General features: G+C 70.7%; 23 protein-coding genes. 13 read left to right on the forward strand and 10 right to left on the reverse strand.

Annotated elements, in window-relative coordinates:
• The first annotated feature begins 18 nt into the window (after positions 1 to 18).
• On the forward strand, positions 19 to 1,224 hold the full coding sequence (gene arcA / locus ACFWQG_RS00650; RefSeq protein WP_378505638.1) for an arginine deiminase: 1,206 nt from the start codon (positions 19 to 21) through the stop codon (positions 1,222 to 1,224).
• On the opposite strand, the gene arsC is transcribed toward arcA, so the two are convergent.
• Positions 1,221 to 1,595, reverse strand: coding sequence for an arsenate reductase (glutaredoxin) (arsC, locus tag ACFWQG_RS00655; protein WP_378505639.1), 375 nt, complete (start codon positions 1,593 to 1,595; stop codon positions 1,221 to 1,223). The genes arcA and arsC overlap by 4 nt on opposite strands.
• Before the next feature lie 67 nt (positions 1,596 to 1,662).
• Here arsC and ACFWQG_RS00660 point away from each other — a divergent pair, with 67 nt between their 5' ends.
• The 5 genes from ACFWQG_RS00660 to ACFWQG_RS00680 all read left to right on the forward strand — a co-directional run bounded on the left by ACFWQG_RS00660 (position 1,663) and on the right by ACFWQG_RS00680 (position 5,157).
• A complete protein-coding gene (locus ACFWQG_RS00660; RefSeq protein ID WP_378505640.1) occupies positions 1,663 to 2,100 on the forward strand; it encodes a nuclear transport factor 2 family protein in 438 nt (145 codons plus the stop codon).
• A gap of 36 nt (positions 2,101 to 2,136) precedes the next feature.
• Positions 2,137 to 2,496, forward strand: coding sequence for a GntR family transcriptional regulator (locus ACFWQG_RS00665; RefSeq protein WP_378505641.1), 360 nt, complete (start codon positions 2,137 to 2,139; stop codon positions 2,494 to 2,496).
• Positions 2,497 to 2,536: 40 nt separating this feature from the next.
• Positions 2,537 to 2,929 carry a DUF2784 domain-containing protein gene (locus tag ACFWQG_RS00670; protein WP_378505642.1) on the forward strand — a complete coding sequence of 131 codons (393 nt, stop codon included), beginning with the start codon at positions 2,537 to 2,539 and terminating at the stop codon, positions 2,927 to 2,929.
• Between the two features lie 64 nt (positions 2,930 to 2,993).
• A complete protein-coding gene (locus ACFWQG_RS00675; RefSeq protein WP_378505643.1) occupies positions 2,994 to 3,425 on the forward strand; it encodes a DoxX family protein in 432 nt (143 codons plus the stop codon).
• A gap of 67 nt (positions 3,426 to 3,492) precedes the next feature.
• Complete coding sequence (locus tag ACFWQG_RS00680) at positions 3,493 to 5,157, forward strand: BCCT family transporter (protein ID WP_378505644.1); 1,665 nt, start codon at positions 3,493 to 3,495, stop codon at positions 5,155 to 5,157.
• 4 nt (positions 5,158 to 5,161) lie between these two features.
• On the opposite strand, the gene ACFWQG_RS00685 is transcribed toward ACFWQG_RS00680, so the two are convergent.
• A complete protein-coding gene (locus tag ACFWQG_RS00685) occupies positions 5,162 to 6,721 on the reverse strand; it encodes a dolichyl-phosphate-mannose--protein mannosyltransferase (RefSeq protein ID WP_378505645.1) in 1,560 nt (519 codons plus the stop codon).
• Positions 6,722 to 6,744: 23 nt separating this feature from the next.
• Here ACFWQG_RS00685 and rsmI point away from each other — a divergent pair, with 23 nt between their 5' ends.
• Positions 6,745 to 7,575, forward strand: a complete 831-nt coding sequence (gene rsmI / locus ACFWQG_RS00690; protein WP_378505646.1) for a 16S rRNA (cytidine(1402)-2'-O)-methyltransferase — start codon at positions 6,745 to 6,747, stop codon at positions 7,573 to 7,575.
• 399 nt (positions 7,576 to 7,974) lie between these two features.
• The gene (locus tag ACFWQG_RS00695; RefSeq protein WP_378505647.1) at positions 7,975 to 12,027 is read left to right on the forward strand and encodes an NACHT and WD repeat domain-containing protein; all 4,053 of its coding nucleotides are present in this window, start codon (positions 7,975 to 7,977) and stop codon (positions 12,025 to 12,027) included.
• Here ACFWQG_RS00695 and ACFWQG_RS00700 read toward each other — a convergent pair.
• The 3 genes from ACFWQG_RS00700 to metG form a co-directional block, all read right to left on the reverse strand.
• Complete coding sequence (locus ACFWQG_RS00700; RefSeq protein ID WP_378505648.1) at positions 11,985 to 13,298, reverse strand: aminodeoxychorismate synthase component I; 1,314 nt, start codon at positions 13,296 to 13,298, stop codon at positions 11,985 to 11,987. The two genes, ACFWQG_RS00695 and ACFWQG_RS00700, sit on opposite strands and share 43 nt — an antisense overlap.
• A 59-nt stretch (positions 13,299 to 13,357) precedes the next feature.
• Entirely contained in the window at positions 13,358 to 14,437 is a 1,080-nt protein-coding gene (locus ACFWQG_RS00705) for a DUF2786 domain-containing protein (RefSeq protein WP_378505649.1), read from the reverse strand.
• A 65-nt stretch (positions 14,438 to 14,502) separates the two neighbouring features.
• On the reverse strand, positions 14,503 to 16,059 hold the full coding sequence (gene metG / locus ACFWQG_RS00710) for a methionine--tRNA ligase (protein ID WP_378505650.1): 1,557 nt from the start codon (positions 16,057 to 16,059) through the stop codon (positions 14,503 to 14,505).
• Between the two features lie 20 nt (positions 16,060 to 16,079).
• On the opposite strand from metG, the gene ACFWQG_RS00715 reads away from it, so the two are divergent.
• Entirely contained in the window at positions 16,080 to 16,919 is an 840-nt protein-coding gene (locus tag ACFWQG_RS00715; protein ID WP_378505651.1) for a TatD family hydrolase, read from the forward strand.
• Between the two features lie 47 nt (positions 16,920 to 16,966).
• Here the strand turns inward: ACFWQG_RS00715 and ACFWQG_RS00720 are convergent, their stop codons facing one another.
• Together ACFWQG_RS00720 and ACFWQG_RS00725 are read right to left on the reverse strand one after the other, a co-directional pair.
• On the reverse strand, positions 16,967 to 17,716 hold the full coding sequence (locus ACFWQG_RS00720; protein WP_378505652.1) for an amino acid ABC transporter ATP-binding protein: 750 nt from the start codon (positions 17,714 to 17,716) through the stop codon (positions 16,967 to 16,969).
• Positions 17,713 to 19,164, reverse strand: coding sequence for an amino acid ABC transporter substrate-binding protein/permease (locus ACFWQG_RS00725; protein ID WP_378505653.1), 1,452 nt, complete (start codon positions 19,162 to 19,164; stop codon positions 17,713 to 17,715). Before ACFWQG_RS00725 ends, ACFWQG_RS00720 begins: the two co-directional genes overlap by 4 nt.
• Before the next feature lie 190 nt (positions 19,165 to 19,354).
• On the opposite strand from ACFWQG_RS00725, the gene ACFWQG_RS00730 reads away from it, so the two are divergent.
• On the forward strand, positions 19,355 to 20,482 hold the full coding sequence (locus ACFWQG_RS00730) for a transglycosylase family protein (protein WP_378505654.1): 1,128 nt from the start codon (positions 19,355 to 19,357) through the stop codon (positions 20,480 to 20,482).
• 23 nt (positions 20,483 to 20,505) lie between these two features.
• Positions 20,506 to 21,408: a 16S rRNA (adenine(1518)-N(6)/adenine(1519)-N(6))-dimethyltransferase RsmA gene (gene rsmA / locus ACFWQG_RS00735; protein WP_378505655.1), complete on the forward strand. Its 903-nt coding sequence runs from the start codon at positions 20,506 to 20,508 to the stop codon at positions 21,406 to 21,408.
• Positions 21,409 to 21,487: 79 nt separating this feature from the next.
• Here the strand turns inward: rsmA and ACFWQG_RS00740 are convergent, their stop codons facing one another.
• The 3 genes from ACFWQG_RS00740 to ACFWQG_RS00750 are packed head-to-tail and all read right to left on the reverse strand — an operon-like array spanning position 21,488 to position 24,855.
• Entirely contained in the window at positions 21,488 to 23,716 is a 2,229-nt protein-coding gene (locus tag ACFWQG_RS00740) for a heavy metal translocating P-type ATPase (RefSeq protein WP_378506029.1), read from the reverse strand.
• A gap of 24 nt (positions 23,717 to 23,740) precedes the next feature.
• The gene (locus tag ACFWQG_RS00745; protein ID WP_378505656.1) at positions 23,741 to 24,652 is read right to left on the reverse strand and encodes a hypothetical protein; all 912 of its coding nucleotides are present in this window, start codon (positions 24,650 to 24,652) and stop codon (positions 23,741 to 23,743) included.
• Positions 24,649 to 24,855, reverse strand: coding sequence for a heavy-metal-associated domain-containing protein (locus ACFWQG_RS00750; protein WP_378505657.1), 207 nt, complete (start codon positions 24,853 to 24,855; stop codon positions 24,649 to 24,651). The genes ACFWQG_RS00745 and ACFWQG_RS00750 overlap by 4 nt, the downstream gene beginning before the upstream one ends.
• 182 nt (positions 24,856 to 25,037) lie before the next feature.
• On the opposite strand from ACFWQG_RS00750, the gene ACFWQG_RS00755 reads away from it, so the two are divergent.
• Both ACFWQG_RS00755 and ACFWQG_RS00760 read left to right on the forward strand, forming a co-directional pair.
• A complete protein-coding gene (locus tag ACFWQG_RS00755; RefSeq protein ID WP_378505658.1) occupies positions 25,038 to 26,465 on the forward strand; it encodes an MFS transporter in 1,428 nt (475 codons plus the stop codon).
• A complete protein-coding gene (locus ACFWQG_RS00760; protein WP_378505659.1) occupies positions 26,462 to 26,605 on the forward strand; it encodes a hypothetical protein in 144 nt (47 codons plus the stop codon). The genes ACFWQG_RS00755 and ACFWQG_RS00760 overlap by 4 nt, the downstream gene beginning before the upstream one ends.
• Positions 26,606 to 26,618: the final 13 nt, after the last annotated feature.

Consider the following 26,618-nt stretch of genomic DNA (forward strand, 5'->3'; position numbering starts at 1 on the left):
CGGTACTACTGTCGGATCATGAACGAGAGCCAGCCCCCGCGGGTCGATTCGGAGGTGGGGCGGCTGCGCACCGTGCTGCTTCACCGGCCGGGAGACGAGCTCAAACGGCTGACACCGCGCAACAGCGACCAGCTTCTCTTTGACGGGCTGCCATGGGTGGACCGGGCCAAGGACGAGCACGACGCGTTCGCCGACCTGCTGCGCTCGCGTGGGGTGGACGTGTTGCTGCTCTCGGAGGTGTTGACCGAGACGCTGACCGTCAGTGGCGCCGCACGCATCCAGGGCATCGCGGCGGCAGTCGACCCGAGACGACTCGGACACACACTGGCGCAGGAGCTTTCGGGGTACCTGCGGACCGTCGCGCCGGACACCCTCGCGACGGTGCTGACCGCGGGGATGACCTTCGACGAGTTGCCGATCGGTCCGGGCGGGCCGTCGCTGGTGCGGCGGATGCATCACGGCGGCGACTTCGTCATCGAGCCGCTGCCGAACCTGCTGTTCACCCGCGACTCGTCGTTCTGGATCGGGGACCGGGTCGCGATCACCTCGCTCGCCCTCCCCGCCCGGGTGCGGGAGGCGTCGCTGACCGACCTGATCTACGCACACCATCCGCGGTTCCTGGGGGTGCGCCGCGCCTACGAGTCGCACACCGCGCCCGTCGAGGGCGGTGACGTGCTGCTGCTCGCTCCGGGGGTGGTCGCGGTCGGGGTGGGGGAGCGGACCACCCCGGCAGGCGCGGAAGCACTGGCGCGCAGCGTCTTCGAGGACGGGCTCGCGCACACGGTCCTGGTGGTGCCGATCGAGCAGCGGCGCGCGTCGATGCACCTCGACACGGTGTGCACGATGGTCGACGTCGACGCCGTCGTGATGTATCCGGCGGTCGCGCACACCCTCTCCGCGTTCACCCTGCGCAGTGAGGAGACCGGGGTGTCCATTCGAGGTGCGGAACCGTTCCTGGACGCCGCCGCCGCCGCGATGGGCATCGACAAGCTCCGCGTCATCGACACCGGCCTCGACCACGTCACCGCCGAGCGGGAGCAGTGGGATGACGGGAACAACACGCTCGCGCTCGCGCCGGGCGTCGTCGTCGCCTACGAGCGCAACGTGGAGACGAACGCGCGGCTCGAGGCGTCGGGCATCGAGGTCCTGCGCATCGCAGGCTCCGAACTCGGGTCCGGCCGCGGCGGACCCCGGTGCATGTCCTGCCCGATCAGCCGCGACTAGAGGATGGTGGTGACCTTCTCGACCGGCCGGGCGAGGACCGTCCCGCGGTCGGTGACGACCAGGGGTCGCTCGATCAGGATCGGATTTTCCACCATCGCGTCGAGCAGTTCGTCCTCGCTCGCGTCGGCCAGTCCGAGGTCCTTGTAGATGGCCTCCTTCCTCCGGATTGCCTCGCTCGGCTTGAGGCCCGCGTCGTCGAGGAGCTTGCGCAGCCCGTCCCGGGACGGCGGCGTCTCCAGGTACTTGACGACGGTCGGCGTGATGCCCGCCTCCTCGATCAGCGCGAGCACCTTGCGGGAGGTGCTGCAGCGCTGGTTGTGGTAGATCGTCGCGGTGTGCGCCGGAGTGCTGCCTGCGGAAGTCGTTGCCATGCCCCATAGTGTGCCCGCATCACCGAAATCGCGGACGGCGGCGGCCCGGGTGGGGTTCCATGACCCGATGGACTCCGCGTACCTGCACCTCTGGATCGAGGCCACCGACCTGCTGACCCGGTACGCCCGCGCCGTCGACGCCAGGGACTGGGACCTGTACCGCACGGTGTTTGCCGCGGATGCCCGCATCGACTACAGCACCTCGGGCGGGCCTGCCGGCGATCGGGAGGCGGTGATCGAGCAACTCGAGCCGATGCTCGCGCTGTTCAGTCGCACCCAGCACTACGTCACCAACATGGATATTCGCGGCTTCGACCCGGATGGCGGCACGGCGTCGGTCAGCGCGATGTTCTACAACCCGCTGATCGTTGCGCCGGGCAAGCAGTTCTTCTGCGGCGGCTGGTACCACCACGAGTTGGTGCGCACGCCGGACGGCTGGCGCAGCGTCCGGCTCGTGGAGGAGGCGGCGTGGTTCGATCGCGCCGAGGAGGCGTTCTCCGGGTAGCCCGCGCGGGCGGCGTCCACGGGCTAGCCTCGCGAGATGCGCATCGACATCGATCCGGCTGCGGCGACCGCCCCGTTCGAACAGGTGAAGTTGCAGATCCTCGAGCAGGTGCGGGACGGCGGGCTGATCGCGGGCACGAAGCTGCCGACGGTGCGGGCGCTGGCGGAGCAGTTGGGGCTGGCCGCGAACACGGTCGCCAAGGCGTATCGGGAACTCGAGGCGATGGGTGCGATCGAGACCCGCGGGCGGCTCGGGTCGTTCGTCGCGGCGACCGGCGACGCGTCGCGGGGTGTCGCGGCCCGCGCGGCAACCGAGTACGTGGCAACCGTCCGGAGCCTCGGGTTGTCCGACGGCGTTGCCCGATCCCTGGTTGAGGCCGCGATCCGCGGCGCGTGAGGGCCTACGCTCGGAGGAGGGCGCGCCAACGGAGGTGGCCATGGTCTACCGCGTCGTCGAGGTGCTCGCGATGGTCGGACACTTCGCGTTCCTCGGGTATCTGGTGTTCGGTGGCTTCCTGGCGTGGCGCTGGCCGCGGACGATCGCGGTGCACGGGGCCGCCGTGCTGTGGGGTGCCGGGTCCGTGCTGGTCGGGTACGACTGTCCGCTGACCGCGGTGCAGAACTGGGCGCGGGTTGCGGAGGGCGGGTCGCCGTTGCCGTCGTCCGGCTTCATCGCGCACTACATCACCGGTGTGCTCTACCCGGTCGACGCCGAGAACCTGGTTCGGCTGCTCGTCGTCGCTGTGGTGCTGCTCTCGTGGATCGGGTATCCGCGTCAGGCCCGAGCATCGGCACACCGCCACCCCCGGATGGTTGACGCTTCAACCTAACCATGTCACAGTGAATGAGTTCCCGAGGCGGGAACCCGCGCCGCACACCGAAAAGGACCGCGACATGAAATCCAGCGCACTCCGCGACATTGCCCTGCTCATCGCCCGCGTCGGCATCGGCGTGATCTTCGTCGCCCACGGCTGGCAGAAGTTCTTCACCTATGGCATCAGCGGGGTGCAGTCGTCGTTCGAGCAGATGGGGGCGCCGGTGCACAACGTGTCCGCGGTCATCGCCGCGACGGTCGAACTCGTCGGCGGGTTCGCCCTGATCGCCGGAATCGCCACCCCGATCGCCGGCCTCCTGCTGTTCCTCGACATGGTCGGCGCGTTCTTCATCGCGCACGTCGACAAGGGCATCTTCGTGTCCGAGGGTGGCTACGAACTGGTCCTCGCGCTCGGCGTCGCCTCGCTGCTGATCGCCGCAACCGGGGCGGGCCGGTTCAGCGTCGACGCCCTGATCGGGGGACGCGGAGGCGCACGGACCGTCACCGCGTAGCGCGCCGGGGACGCGCCGCCCGTCGCCGAAGTTTGCTTTTGCCCGGGAGGGCACGCAACGTTAGGGCATGGTGGGGAGAACCGAACTGTCCGAGGATGACGCCTCCGAGCGCCCGGCTGCTGGCCCGCTCGCCCCGTCGGGCGGCGGGGCGCCGCGCACCGACCGCGTCGTATTCGGTGTCGCCGCTGCCGCCGCCGCCGTCATCCTGATCTGGGGACTCGTCGACCCCGATGGGCTCGCCTCGGTCACCGGGACGGTCCTCGACTGGCTGGTCACGAACATCGGATGGCTGTTCATCCTCGCCGCGAGCGGGTTCGTGCTGTTCGCCCTGTGGCTCGCGATCAGCAGATACGGCCGGATCCCGCTCGGCAAGGACGGCGAGAAGCCCGAGTTCAGCACCGTCAGCTGGATCGCGATGATGTTCAGCGCGGGGATGGGTATCGGGCTGATGTTCTTCGGCGTCGCCGAGCCGCTCGCGCACTTCGTCACGCCCCCACCCGGCACCGAGGGGCAGAGCCGGGTCGGAACGGCGATGGCGACCACGATGTTCCACTGGAGCCTGCACCCGTGGTCGACCTACGCGGTCGTCGGCCTCGCCCTCGCATACGGCACCTATCGGCGCGGCCGCAAGCAGCTGTTCAGCTCGGCCTTCGTCGCGCTCCTCGGCCGCCGCGCGGAGGGGCCGATCGGCAAGGTCATCGACATCCTCGCCATCTTCGCGACGATGTTCGGCACCGCCGCGTCCCTCGGTCTTGGGGCACTGCAGATCGGCTCGGGCCTCGAGGTGGTCGGCTGGTTGGAGAAGGCGGGGGTGCTGCTGCTGGTCTCGATCGTCGCGATCCTGACGCTGGCGTTCGTCGCGTCCGCCGTGTCCGGGGTGTCGCGCGGAATCCAATGGCTGTCGAACACCAACATGGTGCTGGCCCTCGCCCTTGCCGTGTTCGTCTTCGTCCTCGGGCCGACCGTGCTGATCCTGAACCTGATCCCCACCACGATCGGCGCCTACGCGAGCCAGCTCGCCGAGATGTCCGCCCGCACCGCGGCGTCGAGCAACCCCGCCACCGCCGAATGGCTCTCGTCGTGGACGATCTTCTACTGGGCGTGGTGGATCTCCTGGACCCCGTTCGTCGGGATGTTCCTGGCCCGGATCAGCCGCGGCCGCACGATCCGGGAGTTCGTCGTCGGTGTGATCGTGGTCCCCAGCGTCGTCAGCCTGCTGTGGTTCAGCGTGATGGGCGGTGCCGGGATCGGTGAGCAGCGCGACGGCATCGAGCTCGCGACCCGCGGCACGTCCGAGTCGCAGCTGTTCGGAATGCTCGAACACCTGCCCCTGTTCGGGGTGTCGACGGTGCTGGTGATGATCCTGGTCGCGATCTTCTTCGTCTCCGGAGCGGACGCCGCCTCGATGGTGATGGGGACCCTCTCACAGCGCGGGAACCTGGCACCGAGCCGCTGGGTGGTGGTGTTCTGGGGCATGCTCACCGGCGGTGTCGCGGCGTTGATGCTCTGGACCGGTGGCGAGGACGCCCTCGACGGCCTGCAGACCATGACGATCATCGCGGCCGCCCCGTTCGTGGTCGTGATGATCGGGCTGTGCGTGTCGCTGTACCGGGACCTGCGGCACGACCCGATGATCCTGCGGCCGCATCAGCGGCGGAAGCTGCCCCTGCACGGCCAGCTGCCGCACCGGCACCGCCGGGCCGGCGACACCGGGTCGGCGACACCCCCCTGACGGGTCAGCGCCAGCTCGGCAGCCACAGCTGCTGCTGCCACATCTCCGGGGTGATCGGCAGGGCCGTCAGGATCGGCCAGAGCCAGACGAAGTTCGCCACCACCAGCCCCAGGTACAGGGCCACCGCGAGCAGGCCGACGCCGCGCCGTTCGGCCGCCTGCCGCGCGGACCCGATCACCTCGCCGCACACCAACGCCAGACCCATCACCAGGAACGGCGCCAGCGCGACCGCGTAGAAGAAGTACATCTGCCGGTCCATCGTCACGAACCAGGGCAGCAGCCCGGCGCCGTAGCCGACGAGGACCGCCGCGTACCGCCAGTCCCGTCCGACCACCGTGCGCCACAGCGCCCACCCGAGCATCGGCAGCGCCAGCCACCACATCGCAGGCGTGCCGATCAGCATCACCGCCTTAACGCAGCTCTCCGCGCCGCAGCCGGACACCTGGTCGCCCTCGGCGAAGTAGTACAGCATCGGCCGCAGGCCCATCGGCCACGTCCACGGCTTCGACTCCCACGGGTGGTGGTTGCCCGCGGAGTTCGTCAGTCCGGAATGGAACTCGAGCACGTTGCCGCTGTAGTACCACAGCGACCGCAGCGCGGAGGGCACGAAGGAGAAGGTGCCGCCGTACCCGAGCTGGTCGCCGACCGCATGCCGGTCCACCCCCGTCTCGGACGTGAACCACGCCCAGTAGGACGCCAGGTACACCCCGATCGGGACGAGCACCAGCGCATACAGGCCGGGCCCGATGTCGCGCACCGCGGCGCCAACCCACGGTCGCCGCACCCCGTGGTAGCGCCGGGCCGCGACGTCAAACGCCACGCACATCAGCCCGAAGAACGCGATGAAGTAGATCCCGGACCACTTCGTTCCGCACGCCAGGCCGAGCAGGACGCCCGCCCCGAACCGCCACCACCGCACCCCGAGCCGCGGGCCGAACTCGGAGTGCGCGATCCGGCCCTCCGCGAATACCACCGCCATCCGGCCCCGCACCTGGTCGCGGTCGACGATCAGGCACCCGAACGCGGCGACGACGAACACCGCCATGAAGATGTCGAGCATCCCGATCCGGGACGAGACGAACGTGACACCGTCCGCGATCAGCAGGATGCCCGCGATCGCGCCGACCAGCGTGGACCGCGTCATCCGCCGCACGATGCGGATCACCAGCAGGACCAGCACGGTGCCCGCGACCGCCGCGGCGAAGCGCCAGCCCCAGCCGTTGTAGCCGAAGATCGCCTCGCCGAGCGCGATCAGCTGCTTCCCGACCGGGGGGTGCACCACCAGCCCGTAGCCGGGGTTGTCCTCCAGTCCGCCGCCGGTGAGCGCCTGCCAGCCCTGCGGCGCGTAGTGCTTCTCGTCGAAGACCGGGGTCCCCGCATCCGTCGGATAGCCGAGCATCGTGAAGCGGGTGATCGCGGCGACCGCGGTCAGGAACAGGGTGACCACCCAGCCGCGCAGCCGGTCGGTCGGACCCGGATCGGGGACGGGCGCCGCGGGACCCGGGCCGACCAGGACGGGGTGGTCGACGCGGGGCGTCGAACGCGCGTCGGTCAACTGGGTCACCGGACGATCGTAGGCTGTCGGGCATGAACGGTTGTCTGGTCCTCGCTGCCACGCCGATGGGAGAGGTGCGTGACGCCTCGGAGCGGCTGCGCGACGCCCTCGCGACCGCGGACGTGGTCGCCGCCGAGGACACCCGCCGCACCCGGCACCTCGCGTCGGCGTTGGGGGTGACGATCACCGGGAAGGTCGTCAGCTTCTACGACCAGGTGGAGACGACCCGACTGCCCGCGCTCGTCGAGGACGTCGCGGCGGGGCGGACGGTGCTGCTGGTCACCGACGCGGGCATGCCGTCGGTCAGCGACCCCGGCTACCGGCTCGTTGCGGCGTGCGTGGCGCGGGACCTGCCGGTCACCTGCCTGCCCGGCCCGTCCGCGGTGACGACCGCGCTGGCGTTGTCGGGGCTGCCGGTCGAGCGGTTCTGTTTCGACGGGTTCCCGCCGAGGAAGCAGGGGCCGCGCCGGTCCTGGCTGGAGACCCTGCGCGCCGAATCCCGGGCCTGCGTGTTCTTCGAGGCGCCGCACCGGCTCGCGGACTGCCTCGCCGACGCCGTCGAGGTGCTCGGTGGGCAGCGCCGGGCCGCGGTGTGCCGGGAACTGACGAAGACCTACGAGGAGGTGCGCCGCGGCACCCTCGCCGAGCTCGCGGCGTGGGCGGTCGAGGGAGCGCGGGGGGAGATCACGGTCGTGCTGGAGGGGGCAACCCCGGTCGCGGCCCGGCCGGAGGATCTCGTCGGCGAGGTCGAGCGGCTTGTCGCGGATGGTGCCCGGCTGAAGGACGCATGCGCGGTGGTCGCCACGAACGGTGTGTCGAAGCGGGAGATCTATGAGGCGGTGCTCGCCGCGCGCAAGGACTGACGCGGCCGGTCGGGCGTCGGCGCTCAGCTCGGCATGCCCGCGAGCACCACGATCAGCCCCACCGATGCGGCGATGACGAGCGCGGCCGCCAGGGTCGGCGGGAACATCGCGGCGATCTTGACGGCGATTCGGCTCATGGTCGACTCCTAGGATTCTGCGTGTTCGGCGTGCCCAGGTGCAGCGTGCCCGGCGGGAACTACCCCTCGAGAATCGTCAGTCCCCGCCGGCGCCGCTACGTGGTGCAGGACCCCACCTGCACCGGACACCACTGTGCCGCCCCGACCGCACCCGACCAATTGGTCTGCCCGAGGATTCCGGTATTCTCCCTGTTCACACGCTATGAGGAACTATTCCGCAGCGGATTTTCCGCGGGTGGGAACCGGAAGGTGGACGGACCGGATGCCGGAAGGGCCCGATGCCAGGCTGCATTTTGCCGACCAGTTGCGGCTGCTGTTCGCGACCGCTGGCGGACCGCCGCTCAAGACCGTCGTCTCGGAGGCGGGTGCGCTCGGTCGGGCCATCGGCGCGGACAAGCAGGTGTCGATCCAACGGCTGAGCGACTGGCGCTCCGGCAAACGGGTGCCCGCGAGTTTCGACGCGGTGCGACCGGTCCTCGTCGTCCTGATCCGGACCGCGCAGTCGATGCACGGCAACCCCCCGACCCCCGGCCTGTACTCCCTCAAACAGTGGCAGTCGTGGTGGCAGGGCGCCCGCGACGGCGGCGCCGCGACCCGCAACCGGGCCGAGTCGGACCGGGCCGACGCCACGCCACCGCTGGCCGGGGTGCGCCCGTATCGCGGTCTCGAGCCCTATCGGGCGGAGGATGCCCGGCTGTTCTTCGGCCGGACCGAGAGCCTGCAGCGGCTGATCGACGTGGTGACCGCCGCCCAGGGGCGGGGCATGACGATCGTCACCGGCGCGTCCGGGGTCGGGAAGTCCTCCCTCGTGCAGGCCGGCCTCGTTCCCGCGCTGCTCGGCGAAGCGTCGGGGAGCCCCGACGCCGGCACCGCCGCGGGCGTCGCGATCGTCCTCACCCCGGGACCCGATCCGCTCGGGGCGCTCGCCGCAGCGGTGCCCGAGCTCGGTGCCCTGCCGCCCGCCGCGGACGCGGCCGCGGTCCGGCTCGCGATGCGCTCCGCCGCGGACCGGCTTGGGGCCGCCCAGCTGGTGATCGTCGTCGACCAGATCGAGGAACTGTTCACCCAGTGCCGCGACCCCCGGGCCAGGGATCCGTTTCTGCGGCTGCTGGACCTGGCCGCCTTCTCCCTCGGCCCCGACGAGACGGCCGACGCCGCCCCCCTGATCATCGCGACGATGCGGTCCGACTTCTACGCGCGGGCACTGACCCATCCGGTGCTCGCGGATGCGCTCGAACGCCGCAGCCGGGCGGTGTCGCCGCTGTCGCGGGCCGACATGGTGGAGGTCATCACCCGGCCTGCGCAGCTGATCGGGCTGAAGCTCGAGGCCGGGCTGGTGGACCTGATCCTGCACGACCTCGGGGTGCTGACGTCCACCGACGGCGGTGGCACCGTGCTGCCGCTGCTCTCGCACCTGCTCGATTCGATGTGGGAGCGGCGGCGCGGCGGACAGCTCACCGTCGCCGCCTATCGGGCGACGGGCGGGGTCCGCGGGTCGGTCGCGGCCACCGCGGAACGCACCTGGGAGGGCCTCGACGAGCGCGAACGCCTGCTGGCCAGGGCGATCATGGTGCACCTGGTGTACGTGACGCAGACCGGGGCCGACGTCAAGATCCGGCGGACGCTGCCGCAGCTGCTTGCGTTCGCAGGCGGGGCCGCGGACCCGGCCAGGCAGGTCGTCGACCGGTTCATCGGGGCCCGGGTGCTCGTCGCGGACGCGGACAGCGTCGAACTGATCCACGACGCGGTGATCGACGCCTGGCCGCGGCTCAAGACCTGGATCCAGGAGGACCGGTCGTACTCGGCGGTGCGCCAGCAGATCGAGGAGGACGCGTCCCGGTGGGAGGAGTCCGGTCGCGACAGCAGCCTCCTCTACCAGCGGGGCAGGCTGGACATCGTCCGCGAATACGATGCGCCGCGGATCGCGGCGGAAGGCTATCCGGACCCCGGTCGTGACGGTGACCGGGTCCCCGCCACCCTGACCCCCGTCGCCACCGAGTTCCTGTCCACGTCGACGCGGAACGTGCGGCGCAGCACCTGGATCGCGCGGGCGGTGATGGCTGCGCTGGTGCTGTCGACGGTGGTGGCCCTTGTCGCGGTGTCGATGGCGTGGTCGGCGAAGAACCGCGCCGAGTCGGAGCGCAGCGCGGCCCAGTTCCGTCAGGTGGTGGCGCTGGCCGACTCGCTGCGCAGCACCGACCCGACCACCGCGGCGCGGCTCTCGCTCGCCGCCTGGCAGATGCGCCCGGGCAGCGACACCGCCTACTCGCGGCTGATCGCGAGCGAATCGACGCCGATCGGGCGGGCGCTCGACGGTCACACCGGGCCCGTGTACGGCGTCGCGATCTCCCCGGACGGGTCGATGATGGCGTCCGCCAGCGACGACCGGACGGTGCGGCTGTGGGACATGCGGGACCCCGCGGCCCCGCACCCCGTCGGTGTGCTGCTGACCGGATCCGAGAAGTACATCGCGTCGGTGTCCTTCGCGCCGACGGGGCGGGTGCTGGCCGCGGGCGCCGGGGACGGCACCGTGTCCGCGTGGGATGTCACCGACCCGGCCGCACCCCGACCGCTCCTCGAGGGGGCGCGCGCCGGGACGAAGGCGGTGCACAACATCCGGTTCAGCCCGGACGGGCGCACCCTGGCTGCACCCAACGACGACGGCACCGTCACCCTGTTCGATACCTCGACCGTGCTGACCTCGCCGCCCGCGCCGGGACCGTATCCGGCGACGACGCTGGCCGCCCACCCGGCGGGCGTGCGGACCATCTCGTTCCGCGCGGACTCGGCGGTGATGGCGACGTCCAGCGACGACCGCAGCGTCAGGCTGTGGGACATGAGCAACCGGTCGGCGCCGACGCCGCTGCCGCCGGTGCAGGCGGACTTCGGGGACGTGGTGCATTCGGTGGCGTTCGCGCCTGACGGGCGCACCCTCGCCGCCAGCAGCGATGACGGGGTCATCCGGTTGTTCGACACCACCGACGTGCGCGCCGTCCGGGAGGTCGGTGCCCCGGTGCACGCGCACACCGGGGCGATCTGGACGATCGCCTTCGCCGCGGACGGTGCGACGCTGGTCAGCGCGTCCTGGGACGGGACCGTCAAGCGGTGGGCGGTCGCGACCGGGCGCGGCACGATGAGCGAGGTGAAGCCGGCCCTGACCGGCAACGGGGGCGGGGTGCCCGCGCTGGCGGTGTCGCCGGACGGGTCGACCGTCGTGACCGGCGGGCAGGACTCGAACCTGCGGGTGTGGACACTGCCCCGCTCCGCGCTGTCGGTGTCGGAGGCGGCGTTGACGCTGCCGTCGATCAGCAGGGATGGGTCGCTGATGGCGACCGGCGGCTACGACTCGGTGGTCCGGATGTGGCGGGTCGACGGGGACGGTCGTGCCGGGGTGGTCGGGTCGGTGCACCTGCCGCGGCCGTTCGGCGGGGCCCACATGGTTGCACTGTCGCCGGACGGGACGCTGATGGCGACCGCGCCGACGACCGGCGGTCAGGTGCAGGTCTGGGACGTCGCCGACCCCGCCCGGCCCCGCCCGCTCGGCGAACCGATCACGATCCGGACCAGGTTCACCTGGGAGTTGGCGTTCAGCCCGGACAACCGGACGCTGGCCACCGGCGACGACGACACCAGCGTGCAGCTGTGGAATCTCACCGATCCGGCGCACCCGATTCCGTGGGGGGACCGGCTCGACGGCCCAAGCAACCTCGTGCGCACCGCGGCGTTCAGCCCGGACGGGTCCACCCTGGTTGCCGCCGACGCCGATGGGGGGGTGTTCGCGTGGCGGGTCGACGATCCGGCCCGGCCGGTGCCGCAGCACGTCGACGACGGCGGCGGCGGGGCGGGGATCAACGCGGTGTCGTTCGCGCCCGACGGGTCGGCGATGGCGACTGGAAGCGACGACCAGACGGTGGTGATGTGGGACCGCGCGGAGGACGGTTCGCTGACGGTGCGGCAACCCGCGCTGCGCGGGCACAGCGGCACCGTCTACTCGGTGTCGTTCGGTTCGGACGGCAGGCACGTGGTGTCGGGCAGCGATGACGGCACCGTTCGACTGTGGGACGTCGCGGACCGCGATCACATGCGCGAGGTGGGCGGACCGATCGCCACGGACGGGTCGGGTCGATGGCAGGTCGCCTTCCTGCCGGGGTCGGACACGGTGGTGGCCGCGGACGGCGACGGCGTGCTGCGGGCGTGGCGGCTGGATGTCGCCGCGATCATCGACCGGATCTGCGCGTCGTCGTCGCCGCTGACGGCGGACCAGGAGACCGACTACGAGCTGTCCAGGTCGGCGCGGGGGGAGTGCTCCGGATAGCGCGGGATCCCGGCAGGCCGGAGGGTCACGATGCTGGACGCCTTGTCGAGGCATTCCTGCCACTCCGCGTCGGGGTCGGAGTCGATCGTGATGCCGCCGCCGACCCCGAGTTCCGCGCGGCCGTCGGGGGCGAACTCGACCGTCCGGATCGCGACGTTCAGTTCGGTGCCCGCCAGCGGGGACGCGAACCCGACGGTGCCGCAGTACAGTCCGCGCGGGTACGGCTCCCACGCGGAGAGTAGCTGTCGGGCACGGTGTTTCGGGCATCCCGTCACCGACGCGGGCGGGAAGGCGGCGTCGAACAGGTCGGCCGTCGTTGTGCCGGACGGGACGGTGGCGGCGACCGTGGATACCAGGTGCCACACGCCGGGCGCGGGGTGCACGCCGAGCAGGTCGGTGACGGTGACCGTGCCGGGGACGGCGAGGTGGCCCAGGTCGTTGCGCACCAGGTCCACGATCATCACGTTCTCGGCGACGTCCTTGACCGACGCGCGCAGCCGCCGCGGGTCGGTGTCGATCGGGAGCGTCCCCTTGATCGGGCTCGACGTCACCCGGTCGCCGTTCCTGGCGAGGAACAGTTCCGGCGACAGCGACGCGGCGGCCCCCCACGACCCCTGGAGGTAGGCGGCCCGCGCCGGGCGGGTCGCCTCGGTCGCGTCGGCGAAGAAGTCCAGGGACTCGCCGTCCATCGTGCCGGTGTACCTGGCGCACACACATGCCTGGTACACCTCGCCCGCGGCGATCGCATCGAGGCACGCGAGCACGCCGGAGCGGTGTGCGTCCCGGTCGGGTGCCGTCCAGTCGAGATGCCAGGGCCGCGGCCGGGTTCGCGGTCGGGTGACGGCGGTCGACCATGCCGGTGGGCAGGGGCGGCCGGTGAGCGACTCGTACCACCAGCAGCCGTCCGCGTCGAGCCGCAGGACACAGTCCGTCCAGCCCCCGGCGGCCTCCGGCAGGGCGGCGGTCCGGCCGCTGTCGGGCGTGTCGGGGTAGCCGCGGTACCCGATCCATCCGCCGCCGATCAGCGGGGTGTCGCCGCGCCCGGCGGTCGTCGGCGTGGTGATCGGCGCGGCGGGGGGACGCGTCAGCGCGAACGCCCGCCGCGGCGCGACCGGCCGGGTCGTGACACTCGGGACCAGCACCGCCCCGGACCCGAACCAGTCGCCGATCAGCGCGGCCGGCCCGGGCGCGCCCGTCGCGGCGGCCTGCGACGCGAGCGCCCGCAGCACCGCCGCCGGTTCCCCGCCGGTGCCCAACCGTTCGATCCGCATGCGGAAAGGGTGTCACGAGGGTTCCCGACCCCGACACACCGGCAGGCGCGGGCGGCCGCTCACCCGGTGACCGCCCGCCGTGGCGGGGCGAGGTGCGCGGCGTCCGCCGCGGATCGGCCAGCCGCGACCCCGTCGAGGTCGCTGACGCTGAATCCCCAGGACCGCAGCTTCGGCCCGAACAGGCGGTCCACCTCGGCCTGCACGGCGTCGGACCGGCGGGCCAGGATCGGCAGCAGATCACCGAACTGTGCCCGGGCGTCGATCACGGCCTGCGCGGTGGCCGCCTTCTCCGCCTCGGTCAGGCGCTGCCCGATCCGGACCGCGAAGCCGTAGAGGAAGGCGCGACGGAACGGCGCCGCGCTCGCGCCGCGCGCCTGCTCGGCCCGCATCGCACGGGTGGCCTGGACCAGGAGCGAGGTGAACAGCAGGTCGACCTGCTCGAGGTCCGCCGGTGTGCCGATCACGGTCGCGATGTCGTCGACCGCGTTGAAGAGGGTGCGGACGTGGTTGGCCTCGCCGACCGTGGTCAGCAGCAGACCCTTCTGCTTGCTGTAGGGCCGGTCCACGTGGATGCGCCGGGCGTGGACGGTGACGTCCCGGCCAGCGGAGGAGTCCGCGGTGAGAAGAGTCGCGGTGACGGAGTGCCGGGTCATCAGTTCCTGAGCCTTGGCGGTGAGGGTCTCGGCCTCCTCGGTGAACTCGGTGCTCTCGGCCTTGGCGAGCAGCCCGCGAATCCGGTTCAGCATCTTGACGTCCGCGGTGTCGGCGGGGGTTCCGGGGTGGGTCGACCGGACGTCTGGCCACAGCGACGGCGGTGGGCACAGTCGCCGCAGCGGCTGCAGGTGCTGCAGCAGCCGCAGGCCGCCCGGTGTCAGCGGCGGCTCGTCGACCCGGCGCGGATAGCCGTCGGCGAGCGCCCTGAGCTGGTCCGCCCAGTGCAGCGGTGCCCGAGCCCAGGCACCGCTGCGATTGGCCTCCCCGAGGATCAGCAGCGCAATCGGCGCGACCTCGACCCCGGCGAGGCCACGCCGGGCGACGTGCAGGACGTCACCCGGCTGCCACCCGTTCTCGTATGCGTGGCGCAGGGCCTGCTCCGCCCCACACCCCTCGGCTCGAATGCCTGTTCGATTCATCCCCATGGGTGCAGTGTGCATCGGGGGTACGACACGTTTCCCCGCCGCAGGTCACGGGGTGTTTCGGGGGGTCAGGCGTCGGTGGCCTCGACGTACCGGGGGAACACCGCCGCCGGAGCGGGCAGGTCGGTGCCGGCGGCGATCCGCGTCCCCAGGTCCGTGAACTGGCGATTCTCGGGCCCCTGGCCGAGCACGGTGAGGATCTTGTCCGCGGCGTCGGGCATCACCGGCTGCACCAGGATGCCGACGATGCGCACCACCTCGATCGTCACGTACAGCACCGTCGCCATGCGCGCCGGGTCGGTCTTGCGCAGCACCCACGGTTCCTGCGCGCTGAAGTAGCGGTTGGTCTCGGCGAGGACGTGCCAGATCTCCTCGATGCCGAGGTGGATGGCCTGCACGTCGAACTCCGCGCGCACCTTGTCGAGCAGCGCATCGGCCTTGGCGAGGAGGGCGGTGTCGGCGTCGGTGAACTCGCCCGGCGTCGGGACCTGGCCGTCGCAGTTCTTCGCCACCATCGACAGCGACCGCTGCGCGAGGTTGCCCAGTTCGTTGGACAGGTCCGCGTTCATGCGGGTGACGATCGCCTCGTGGCTGTAGCTGCCGTCCTGGCCGAACGAGATCTCCCGCAGCAGGAAGTAGCGGACGGCGTCGAGTCCGTACTCCTCGACCAGGCCGAGCGGGTCGACGACGTTGCCGAGCGACTTCGACATCTTCTCGCCCTTGTTGTACAGGAAGCCGTGCACGAACACCCGCTGCGGTAGGTCGATGCCCGCGGACATCAGGAACGCGGGCCAGTACACGGTATGGAACCGGCTGATGTCCTTGCCGATGATGTGCAGGTTCGCCGGCCAGTACCTGCCGAACGACTCGGCGTCGGTATCGGGGAACCCGGCACCGGTCAGGTAGTTCGTCAGCGCGTCCACCCACACGTACATCACGTGGTCGGGGTCGCCCGGCACCGGAACGCCCCAGTCGAACGTGGTCCGCGACACCGACAGGTCCTTCAGTCCGCCGGAGACGAAGCTGACGATCTCGTTGCGGCGGGTCGCCGGCGCGATGAACTCGGGGTGCGCCTCGTAGAGGGCGAGCAGCCGGTCCTGGTAGGCGGACAACTTGAAGAAGTAGGTGGACTCCTCGGTCCACACCACCGGGGTTCCGGTGTCGGTGGAGATCCGGCTGCCGTCCTCCAACAGGGTCGTCTCGCCCTCGGTGTAGTACGCCTCGTCGCGCACCGAGTACCACCCGGCGTAGGTGTCGAGGTAGATGTCACCGGCCGCGACCATCCGCTCCCAGATGGCCTGACTCGCCGCGGTGTGGTCGGCGTCGGTGGTCCGGATGAACCGGTCGTAGGAGACGTTCAGGACCTTGTCCATGGACTGGAACACGTCGGAGTTGCGCGCCGCGAGGTCGCGGACGTCGATGCCCTCCTTGGCTGCCGTCTGCTGCATCTTCAGCCCGTGCTCGTCGGTGCCCGTCATGAAGAAGACGTCGAAACCGTCGAGCCGCTTGAAGCGGGCGAGCGCGTCCGTCGCGATGTACTCGTACGCGTGCCCGATGTGCGGGGCGCCGTTGGGATACGCGATCGCGGTGGTGATGTAGAACGGGGGCCGGCTAGGTGCAGTCATGGTGCGCCTATCGTATCGGTGTGCCCAAGGATCGTCCGGCCCCGGATCTGCCCGAGCCCCTCGCGCCGCTGATCGACGCCCACACCCACCTCGACGCGTGCGGCGCCACCGATGCCGCGTCGGTCGCCGAGATCGTCGACCGCGCGGAAAAGGTCGGGGTCGGCAGGGTCGTGACGGTGGCGGACGACCTGGCCGCCGCCCGGTTCGCCGTCGACGCCGCGGGCTGGGACCGCCGGGTGTACGCCGCGGTCGCGATCCATCCCACCCGAGCGAACGTGCTCGACGACGCCACCAAAGCCGAGATCGAGCGGCTCGCCGCCGACCCGAGGACGGTCGCGGTCGGGGAGACCGGCCTCGACTACTACTGGCCCGGGAAACTCGACGGGTGCGCGACGGTCGAGGAGCAGGTCGAGGGCTTCCGCTGGCACATCGACCTCGCCAAGCGGCTGCGCAAGCCGCTGATGATCCACAACCGCGAGGCCGACCACGACCTCCTGACCGTCCTGCTCGACGAGGGCGCACCGGACACCGTGATCTTCCACTGCTTCTCGTCGGACGCGACGATGGCGCTGGCCTGCGTCGAGGCCGGGTACGTGCTCAGCTTCTCCGGCACCGTCAGCTTCCGCAACGCCCGCGAACTGCACGAGGCCGCGAAGCTCGTCCCGGACGACCAGTTGCTCGTCGAGACCGATGCCCCGTTCCTGACCCCGCACCCGTTCCGCGGCGCCCCCAACGAGCCGTACTGCCTGCCGTACACCGTGCGATCCCTGGCGGCGACCCGCGGTCAGGACCCGTTCGAGCTCGCCGCCGCCGCGACCGCCACCGCCGAACGCGTCTACGCACTTCGCGACCGTGCGTGATTTTCACCCCAATCGGGGTGAAAATCACGCACAGGCGCGAAGCGCATTTACAGGACCTTGCGGAGGAAGTCCTGGGTGCGCGGCTGCTGCGGGTTGCCGAAGACCTCCTCGGGGGTGCCTTCCTCGACGAGATAGCCGTCGGCCATGAAAATGACGCGGTCGGACACCTCCCTGGCGAAGCCCATCTCGTGGGTGACGACCACCATCGTCATGCCGCCAGCGGCGAGGTCCCGCAGCACCTGCAGCACCTCGCCGACCATCTCCGGGTCGAGGGCGCTGGTCGCCTCGTCGAACAGCATGACGTCGGGGTTCATCGCCAACGCCCTGGCGATCGCGACCCGCTGCTTCTGGCCGCCGGACAGGTTCGCGGGCTTGGCGTCCTGCTTCTCCGCGAGTCCGACCTGGGCGAGGAGTCGAATCCCGGCTTCCCGGGCCTCGCCCTTGGTGGCCTTCTTCGTCTGGACCGGGGCGAGCATGACGTTCTCGAGGGCGGTCATGTGCGGGAACAGGTTGAAATGCTGGAAGACCATTCCGATGCGCTGGCGAATCCCGTCGATGTCGACCTTCTTGGCGGTGAGGTCGACGCCGTCGACCACAACCGTGCCGCCGGTGATGTCCTCGAGCCGGTTCAGGCAGCGCAGGAAGGTGCTCTTTCCGGATCCGGACGGGCCGATGACGCACACCACTTCGCCGGGAGCTATCTCGACGTCGATGCCCTTGAGTACCTCGTTGTCGCCGTAGGACTTCTTCAGCCCGGTGACCCGGATCTTGCTCTCGGTGGTGACGGGCTCGCTCACGCGTTGACCTTCCTCTCGAGCCGGCCGGACAGCTTGGTCAGCGCCATGATGATGACAAAGTAGAAGATGCCGACGATCAGCCACATGTTGAACGACTCGAAGTTCCTGGCGATGATGATCTTGCCGGTCTGGGTCAGTTCGGCGATGCCGATCACGGACAGGATCGAGGTGTCCTTCAACGTGATGACGGCCTGGTTCACGAACGACGGCATCATCGTCCGGAAGGCCTGCGGCAGCACCACCTTGCGCATCGACGGCAGATAGCCCATGCCGAGACTGCGGGCGGCCTCCATCTGACCGCGGTCGACGGACTGGATGCCGCCGCGGATGATCTCGGTGATGTAGGCGCCCGCGTTGAGGCTGAGGGTGATGATGCCCGCGGTCATCGCAGGCATCGTGAAGCCGAGCGCGGCGGGGATGCCGAAGTAGATGAAGAAGGCCTGCACCAGCAGGGGGGTGCCGCGGAAGATGTCGACGTAGACGACGCCGATGCCCCGCAGGATCCGGCTGGTCGAGACCCGAAGGAATCCGAAGACCAGGCCGAGCAGCAGCGCGATCGCGAGCGACACCACGGTCAGCACGATCGTCAGCCACAGGCCCTTCATCAGCAGCGGGAAGCTGTCCTTGAGGAGGGAGAAGAAGGTGTTGCCGCCCTGCGCCTGCTGGGCTCCCTCGCCGAGATACCGGTCGATGATCTCGTCGTACTGCCCGTTGGCGCGCAGGTTCGCCAGTCCGGCGTTGAACTTGGTCAGCAGTTCGGCGTTCTGTCCCTTCGACACCGCGAACCCGTACGAGTTGCCCGCCTGCTTGTCGCCGACGGCCCGCAGCCCGTTGCCCTGCGCGATGCCGTACAGCAGCACCGGGTAGTCGTCGAACACGGCGACCGAGTTCCCGGTCCTGACGTCGTCGTACATGCTGGCCGAGTCGTCGAAGGTCACGGTGGTGAAGCCGTACTGGTCCCGGATCGACTCCGCGAACAGGGCGCCCTCGGTGCCGGTCTTGATCGCAACACGTTGCCCGCGCAGATCCTCGAACGACTCGATGGAGTCGTTGTCCTTCGCGACGGCCAGCTGGACACCGGACTCGAAGTACGGGTCGGAGAAGTCGAAGACGAGTGTGCGTTCGTCGGTGATGGACATGCCCGCAATGACGCCGTCCACCTGCCTCGACTGCAGGGCCTGCACTGCGGCGTTGAAGCCGAGCGGCTTGATCTCGTACTCGAAGCCCTGATCGGCGGCGATCGCGGCGAGCAGGTCCATGTCGATGCCGACGAAGTTGCCCTGCGCGTTCTGGAATTCGAACGGGGCGAACGTGACGTCGGTCGCGATGACGTAGGTCCGGTCGGCCTGGGCGGCGGCGGTGCCCGCGCCGAGGACTCCGGCGAGCAGGGCGAGCGCACCGATCAGGGCGGCGGCGGCGACGGATCGCACGCGGTATCTGGTGCTCATTCGAGTCAGCATCCTCGCCACGGGCGCGTGCCGGTGTTCCGCACGCGGCGTGTCGGGGTCCGGGGTGAGGTCGGTCCCATTTTCGCTGGTTGTTCCCCGTGCGGTTGCCGGAGCGCCGCGCCTTCGTTACCGTACCGTGATCGCTTAAGTCCGGGATCACGTCCCGGTAACCGACAGCTCAGGACTTCTCGTGTCACCTCTCACTCGAATTAACCGGGCGAACTCGCGACTGCTGCGTCTCGTCGTCGGAGCCCTTCTCCTCACCCTCATCGCCGGTGGCGCACTGGCGGTAAGCCGCCACAAGACCGTCATGGTCGACGTCGATGGCGAGACGGTCGCGGTGAGCACCATGTCCACCGACGTCGGCTCGGTCCTCGACGCCGCGGGCTACCGGGTCGGGGACCGCGACGTCGTCGCACCGGCACCGGACGCCGCCGTCTCCGACGGGGACACGGTGGTGCTGCGCCGCGCGCGTGAGCTGACCCTGACCGTGGACGGCGCGCCGCGAACCCTGTGGACGACCGCACTGACCGTCGACGAGGCCCTGTCCAGGGAACGCCTCGCCGGTGACGTGCACGTGTCCGCCTCCCGTTCCCAGCGCCTGCCGCTCGAGGGGGCCGACCTCGAGGTGACCAGCCCGAAGGCGGTCCGACTGCTCGACGGGGCTGCCGCGCCCACCGACCTCCGCCTCGCCGCGCCGACCGTCGGCGACCTGCTCGCCGCGCAGGGGGTGCCGCTCGAGCAGCAGGACACGGTCGAACCGGCCGCGGACGCCCCGGTCACCGAGGGACTTCAGGTGAAGGTCACCCGCATCCGCACCGAGAACCGGACCGAGACCCAGCCGGTCGCGCCCCCGGAACAGCGGGTGGAGGATCCGACGATGAACATGAGTCGCACCGTGCAGGAGAGCCCGGGCGCGCCGGGACTGCGGGACGTGACCGTCGCGGTGACCACCGTCAACGGGGTGGAATCCGGCCGCGAGGAACTTTCCGAGAACGTCATCACCGCGGCGCAACCGAAGGTGGTCCGGGTCGGAGCCAAACCCGGCACCGAGGTCCCGCCGGTGGCGAACGGCGCCACCTGGGACGCGCTCGCGCAGTGTGAGGCGACCGGCAACTGGAACATCAACACCGGCAACGGCTACTACGGCGGTGTGCAGTTCGACCAGAACACCTGGGAACGGCAGGGCGGACTGAAGTACGCCCCGCGGGCCGATCTCGCGACCCGCGAGGAACAGATCGCGATCGCGTCGAAGACGCAGGCGACGCAGGGCTGGGGCGCGTGGCCCTCGTGCACGAGCCGACTCGGCCTTCGCTGACCCCGCTGCGTTAGATTCATCGGGTGTCCGACGAACCTGCCACCGCTTCCGACCTGCCCGAATCCGCTCCGCGGGGGTTGGCGGCCCTGCTCGGACCCGCCGAGGTGCGGGCGCTGGCTGCCGAGTTCGACATCCGGCCCACCAAGCAGCTCGGCCAGAATTTCGTGCACGACGGCAACACCGTCCGCAAGATCGTCGCGGTCTCCGGTGTCACCCGCAACGACGTGGTGCTCGAGGTGGGGCCGGGGCTCGGCTCGCTGACCCTGGCATTGCTCGACGTCGTGGAGCGGGTCGTCGCCGTTGAGATCGACCCGAAGCTGGCGGCCCGGCTGCCCGCGACCGTCGCCGAGCGAGCCCCCGAGCTGGCGGACCGGTTGACCGTGGTCCTCGCGGACGCCATGCGGGTGTTGCCCGCCCAGGTCCCCGCCGAGCCGACCGCGCTGGTCGCGAACCTGCCGTACAACGTGGCGGTGCCGGTGCTGCTGCACCTGTTCGCCGAGTTTCCGTCGCTCCGGACCGCCCTGGTGATGGTGCAGGCGGAGGTGGCGGACCGGCTCGCCGCGCGGCCAGGCAACAAGATCTACGGGGTGCCGAGCGTCAAGGCCTGCTTCTTCGGTCGGGTGCGCCGGGCTGGCTCCGTTGGGCGTCAGGTGTTCTGGCCGGAGCCGAAGATCGAGTCCGGCCTGGTCCGCATCGACCGGTACGAGGAAGCGCCGTGGCCGATGGACGAGGAGCACCGCAAGCGGGTCTTCGCCGTCGTCGACGCCGCGTTCGCGCAGCGCCGCAAGACCCTGCGTGCGGCACTGGCCAGCTGGGCAGGATCACCCGCCGAGGCGGAACGTCGACTCGTCGCCGCGGGCATCGACCCCACCGCACGGGGCGAGGTCCTTGACGCGTCCGCCTTCGTTCGCCTCGCTGCCGGATAGCCGCTCCTCCCGCCGCATTTCCCGAATGGCCCATCGATTCAGTCCAGGCTGAATCAAGGGGCCATTCGGGAAGGCGTGGCTAGCGGAAGCGGCGCAATCGCAGGCTGTTGCTCACCACGAACACGCTGGAGAACGCCATTGCGGCGCCGGCGAGCATCGGGTTGAGCAGGCCTGCCGCGGCCAGCGGCAGGGCGGCCACGTTGTAGGCGAACGCCCAGAACAGGTTGCCCTTGATCGTGCGGAGGGTCTTGCGGGACAGCCGGATCGCGTCGGCCGCGGCCCGCAGATCGCCGCGAACCAGGGTCAGGTCACTGGCCTCGATCGCGACGTCGGTGCCGGTGCCCATGGACAGCCCGAGGTCGGCCTTGGCGAGGGCGGCCGCGTCGTTGACGCCGTCACCGACCATGGCCACCACCTTCCCCTCCGCTTGCAACCGCGCCACGGTCTCCACCTTGTCCTGCGGCAGCACCTCGGCGATCACCTCGTCGATGCCGACCTGGTCGGCGACGGTGCGGGCGGCCGCGGCGTTGTCGCCGGTCAGCATGATCGGGGTCAGGCCGAGTGCCTTCAGCTGCGCTACGGCCTCCGCCGACGTCGGCTTCACCGCATCCGCGACCACGAGCACGCCGCGGGCCTTGCCGTCCCAGCCCACCGCGACCGCGGTGCGTCCGGCGGATTCGGCTGTGCGAAGGGCGGATTCGAGATCGTCCGTCAGTGGCTGCGCCCAGTCCGCCAGCAGGCGGGGCCTGCCGACGATCACCGCGTGGCCGGCAACGACACCCTGCACACCGAGGCCCTCGACATTCGCGAACTCCTCCGCCTCGGGAACCGGTCCCGCCGCGGCCGCCGCGCCCGCGATCGCCCTCGCGATCGGATGCTCGGAACCCGCCTCGAGCGAGCCGGCGAGCCGCAGCACCTCATCGGCGAGCTCACCCTCCGCCGCGACCACATCGAGCAGGGTCATGGTTCCGGTGGTCACGGTGCCGGTCTTGTCCAGGACGATCGTGTCGATCCGCCGGGTCGACTCGAGCACCTCGGGTCCCTTGATCAGGATGCCGAGCTGCGCGCCGCGGCCGGTGCCGACCATCAGTGCGGTCGGGGTGGCCAGGCCGAGTGCGCAGGGGCAGGCGATGATCAGGACCGCGACCGCCGCGGTGAAGGCCGCGGCGACGGAACCGCCGGTGCCAAGCCAGAATCCGAGGGTCGCGACGGCGAGTGCGATGACCACGGGAACGAAGATGCCGGAGATCCGGTCCGCGAGCCGCTGGGCCTTGGCCTTGCCGGTCTGCGCGTCCTCGACCAGCTTCGCCATCTGTGCGAGCTGGGTGTCTGCTCCGATCCTGGTGGCGCGCACCACGATCCGCCCGCCGACGTTGACGGTGGCGCCGACGACGGTGTCGCCGGGTCCGACCTCGACCGGAACGGACTCGCCGGTCAGCATCGACGCGTCGACGGCGGACGAACCGGAGGTGACCTCACCGTCGGTGGCAATCTTCTCGCCGGGGCGGACGACGAACAGGTCGCCCGCCGCGAGTTGGTCGACCGCGATCCGCTGTTCGACACCGTCGCGCAGGACGGAGACCTCCTTGGCGCCCATCTCGAGCAGCGCCCGCAGCGCCGCCCCGGAGCGGCGCTTGGCCCTGGCCTCGAAGTAGCGGCCGGCCAGGATGAACGTGGTGACGCCCGCCGCCGCCTCGAGGTAGATGTTCCCGGTGCCGTCGGTGCGGGCGATGGTGAACTCGAACGGGTGCGTCATGCCCGCGACCCCGGCGGTGCCCCAGAACAGTGCGTACACCGACCAGCCGAGCGCGGCGAGGGTGCCCATCGACACCAGGGTGTCCATCGTGGCGGTGCCGTGCCGCAGGTTCGTCCATGCCGCCCGGTGGAACGGCAACGCGCCCCACACCACGACCGGGGCGGCAAGGGTGAGCGAGAGCCACTGCCAGTTGGGGAACTGCAGTGCCGGGATCATCGCCATCGCGATCACCGGCACGCTCAGAACCAGCGAGACCAGCAGGCGCAGGCGCAGGCCCGACGTCGGGTCGTCGTCGACGGCAGCGGGTTCCACGTCCTCTTTGGGGAGGGTGGCGGTGTACCCGGCATCCTCGACGGCGGTCACCAGGTCGGCGGGGAGCACGTCTCCGCTGATCGCCACGCGCGCCTTCTCGGTGGCGTAGTTGACGGTGGCGGTCACCCCGTCGAGTTTGTTGAGCTTGCGTTCGATGCGATTGGCGCAGGAGGCGCAGGTCATGCCACCGATCAGTAGCTCAACCTGTCCCTCGGTCGGCGCGGGTGCGACGGGGTTCATCATGACTCCTCTCCGGGTGTCGGGTCAGTGTCCGTGGCCGGTGCTGGCGGCCGGGGCGGGAGTTGGGTGGGCGTCCGGGGTGCCCGGCTGGTCGGCGGTCACGGTGAATTCGGCGGTGCGGACGGTGTTCTGGTGCCGGAAGTCGAGGAACAGCCGGTAGGTGCCCTGGCTCGGCGCCTGTGCGTGGAACACGATCTCGGGTCCGGGCGCGGTGACGCCGTCGCCCGGTGCGCCCTGCGGATGGACGTGCAGGTAGGCGAGGTCGCCGGTGCGCAGCGCGACCAGGTGCCCGAAGGCGCCGAGGTAGGGCTGTAGATCGGTCACCGGGACCCCGTCACGACTGACGTTCAGGGTCAGCGGGCCGCCCCCGGTGTCGAGTTCACCGGTCAGTTCGACCCGGTAGCCGTCGACCTCGGCGATGCGGTCGAGCGCGAGGGTCGGCGCCGGGGCGGTGTCGCCTGCCACGTCGACGGTCCGCCCCAGGGTCAGCGCGGGCCCGTCGGTGGGCCGGAAATCCGCGAAGACGCGGTAGCTGCCGCCGGACTGCCAGGCCCAGTCGACGGTCCAGGTGCCGTCGTCGGACATCGTCGGGTGGACGTGCCGGTACCCGGTGGTGTCGGACCGCACGACGATCAGGTGGAGCTTCTTCTCGTGCTCCTCGGTGAACGCGGTGACCGGTTCGCCGGTGGGGCCGGTGATCCGGAAGCTCAGCGCATCCGGGCCGGTGGTGATCTCGGACAGGGTGTATCCCTGCTCGGACACCTGGAGGCCGCCGGGGGTCTCCGGTGCGGCGTTCGGCGTCTCGAGGTGGGTGTCGCCGTGGGTGGCGGTTGGCATGTCGATCGGGCTCCCCACGGCCGCCCCGACACCGAGGGCCGCCGCGAAGATCGCGGCGAGCCCCCCGGTGTAGGCGGCCAGCTTGGTGGCGGTGTTCATGACGCCACGGCGTAGCCGGCCTCTTCGACGGCGGCACGGACCGCGGCGGCGTCGACGGGGACGGCGGAGGTGACGGTGACCAGCCCGGTGGGGACGTCGACCTGGACGGCGGTGACGCCCTCGATCGAGCCGACCTCCTCGCGGACCGAGCTTGCGCAGTGCCCGCAGGTCATGCCGGTGACGGTGTAGTTCGAGGTCTCCATGGCGTTCTCCTTCGACTCGTGCATATACCCAGTGGGGGTATTGCTCCAACGAGAGGAAACATACCCCCAGTGGGCATATCGCGCAACCCGGTTTGAGGATTGCGTCATATACCCACTGGGGGTATATACGAGGGGGCGTGATCGATGAGCGGTCGCGCACCGACAGACGGAGGGGATCGGAAATGACTCGCACAGAAGAGCGGGTGCGATCACGAAAGTGGTTGGCACTCGCGCTGATTGCTCTCGCACAGTTCATGGTCATCATGGACACGTCGATCATCGGCGTCGCACTGCCACAGATGGGGGAGGACCTGGGATTCACGCAGCAGAACCTCACCTGGGTGTTCAACGCCTACGTCGTGGTGTTCGGCGGACTGCTCCTGCTCGGCGGCAGGCTGTCGGACCTGTTCGGCGCCCGCCGGATGTTCGGGCTCGGCTGGCTGATCCTGCTGGTCGGCTCCGTGCTCGCTGGCGTCGCCGCGAACGTCCCGGTCGAGCTCGCCGGTCGGGCGGTTCAGGGGGCGGGCGCGGCGCTGATCGCCCCGTCGGCGTTGACGCTGCTGATGATGCTGTTCGGGGCGACGCCGCGCGAGCTGACCCGGGCCCTCGCCGTGTACGGCGCCGCGGCCCCGGCCGGCGGGACGGCGGGCGTCTTCCTCGGCGGTCTGCTGACCGAGTACGCCTCGTGGCCGTGGGTGTTCTTCGTCAATATCCCGGTCGCGGTCCTCGCGCTGATGGCCGCGCCAGCGCTGCTGCCGGGTGGCCGCGGCGCCGCCACCGGAGGCGTCGACCTGCTCGGCGCGCTCACCGTCACGGTCGGCATCGGTGCCGCGGTGTTCGGGATCGTGCGGGCACCGGAGGCAGGCTGGACCTCGGCAGGAACCTGGGGCAGCCTGCTCGTCGCCGCGGTGGCCCTTGCCGGGTTCCTCGCGCTCCAGGCGTCCCGGCGCGACCCGCTGGTGCGCCTGGCGATCTTCCGGACCCCGAACCTGGGTGCGGCCAACATCGCCCAGTTCCTGCTCGGCGCGGCGTGGATCCCGATGTGGTTCTTTCTGAACCTCTACCTGCAGCAGGTGCTCGGGCTCTCTGCCTTCCCGAGCGGCGCCGCGCTGATCCCGATGACCGCGCTGATCATGATCGGCATGATCGTGCTCGCACCCCGGCTGATCGGGCGGTTCGGCCCCAACCCCCTCGTGGTGGTCGGGTTGCTGCTCCTCGCCGCCGGGCTGGGCTGGCTGTCGCTGGTGCGCCCGGACGGCAACTTCTGGGTGGACGTGCTGCCCGCGTCGCTGCTGTCGGCGCTCGGGATGGCGCTGGCGTTCATCCCGTCGCTCGGCACCGCCATTTCCAGTGCCCGCCCGGAGGAGGGGGGACTTGCCTCGGGCATCGTCAACACCAGCTACCAGCTGGGCTCCGCGTTGGGTCTCGCGGTCGCCACCGCCGCGGCGGCGGGGGCAGGCGCGGCCCGGGTCGGCGACCTGGTCGCGTTGACCGACGGCTTCTCGGCCGCGTTCGTCACCGCCGCGCTGATCGCCGTCGCTGGCGCGGTCCTCGCCGCGCTCACCCTGCGGCCGGTCCGCACCGAGGCCGAGCCGGTGTCGGTCCGATGAGGCCGGGCGAGTTGCTCGCGGACCGGCGACTGCGAGCGGCGCTGCGCTGCCTCGGCGGATGCCTGCTGACGGCGGCCCGCGAGTGGCTCCGCCCGAGCCGCGAGGGTCACCTCGACACCGGCGAGCGGCCGACCCGATAGTTCACGCTGCACA

The sequence above is a fragment of the Rhodococcus sp. NPDC058532 genome (assembly GCF_042719255.1).
GTDB lineage: Bacteria > Actinomycetota > Actinomycetes > Mycobacteriales > Mycobacteriaceae > Rhodococcus_G.

Excerpts from the sequence above, each read along its gene's own strand:
- ACFWQG_RS00675 (WP_378505643.1), top strand. The coding sequence starts at position 2,994 with ATGAAATCCAGCGCACTCCGCGACATTGCCCTGCTCATCGCCCGCGTC.
- ACFWQG_RS00760 (WP_378505659.1), top strand. The coding sequence starts at position 26,462 with ATGAGGCCGGGCGAGTTGCTCGCGGACCGGCGACTGCGAGCGGCGCTG.
- ACFWQG_RS00740 (WP_378506029.1), bottom strand. The coding sequence starts at position 23,716 with ATGAACCCCGTCGCACCCGCGCCGACCGAGGGACAGGTTGAGCTACTG.
- ACFWQG_RS00755 (WP_378505658.1), top strand. The coding sequence starts at position 25,038 with ATGACTCGCACAGAAGAGCGGGTGCGATCACGAAAGTGGTTGGCACTC.
- ACFWQG_RS00705 (WP_378505649.1), bottom strand. The coding sequence starts at position 14,437 with ATGGGGATGAATCGAACAGGCATTCGAGCCGAGGGGTGTGGGGCGGAG.
- ACFWQG_RS00660 (WP_378505640.1), top strand. The coding sequence starts at position 1,663 with ATGGACTCCGCGTACCTGCACCTCTGGATCGAGGCCACCGACCTGCTG.
- ACFWQG_RS00665 (WP_378505641.1), top strand. The coding sequence starts at position 2,137 with ATGCGCATCGACATCGATCCGGCTGCGGCGACCGCCCCGTTCGAACAG.
- rsmI (WP_378505646.1), top strand. The coding sequence starts at position 6,745 with ATGAACGGTTGTCTGGTCCTCGCTGCCACGCCGATGGGAGAGGTGCGT.
- ACFWQG_RS00745 (WP_378505656.1), bottom strand. The coding sequence starts at position 24,652 with ATGAACACCGCCACCAAGCTGGCCGCCTACACCGGGGGGCTCGCCGCG.
- arcA (WP_378505638.1), top strand. The coding sequence starts at position 19 with ATGAACGAGAGCCAGCCCCCGCGGGTCGATTCGGAGGTGGGGCGGCTG.
- arsC (WP_378505639.1), bottom strand. The coding sequence starts at position 1,595 with ATGGCAACGACTTCCGCAGGCAGCACTCCGGCGCACACCGCGACGATC.
- ACFWQG_RS00695 (WP_378505647.1), top strand. The coding sequence starts at position 7,975 with ATGCCGGAAGGGCCCGATGCCAGGCTGCATTTTGCCGACCAGTTGCGG.
- ACFWQG_RS00680 (WP_378505644.1), top strand. The coding sequence starts at position 3,493 with ATGGTGGGGAGAACCGAACTGTCCGAGGATGACGCCTCCGAGCGCCCG.
- ACFWQG_RS00700 (WP_378505648.1), bottom strand. The coding sequence starts at position 13,298 with ATGCGGATCGAACGGTTGGGCACCGGCGGGGAACCGGCGGCGGTGCTG.
- ACFWQG_RS00750 (WP_378505657.1), bottom strand. The coding sequence starts at position 24,855 with ATGGAGACCTCGAACTACACCGTCACCGGCATGACCTGCGGGCACTGC.
- ACFWQG_RS00670 (WP_378505642.1), top strand. The coding sequence starts at position 2,537 with ATGGTCTACCGCGTCGTCGAGGTGCTCGCGATGGTCGGACACTTCGCG.
- metG (WP_378505650.1), bottom strand. The coding sequence starts at position 16,059 with ATGACTGCACCTAGCCGGCCCCCGTTCTACATCACCACCGCGATCGCG.
- ACFWQG_RS00725 (WP_378505653.1), bottom strand. The coding sequence starts at position 19,164 with ATGAGCACCAGATACCGCGTGCGATCCGTCGCCGCCGCCGCCCTGATC.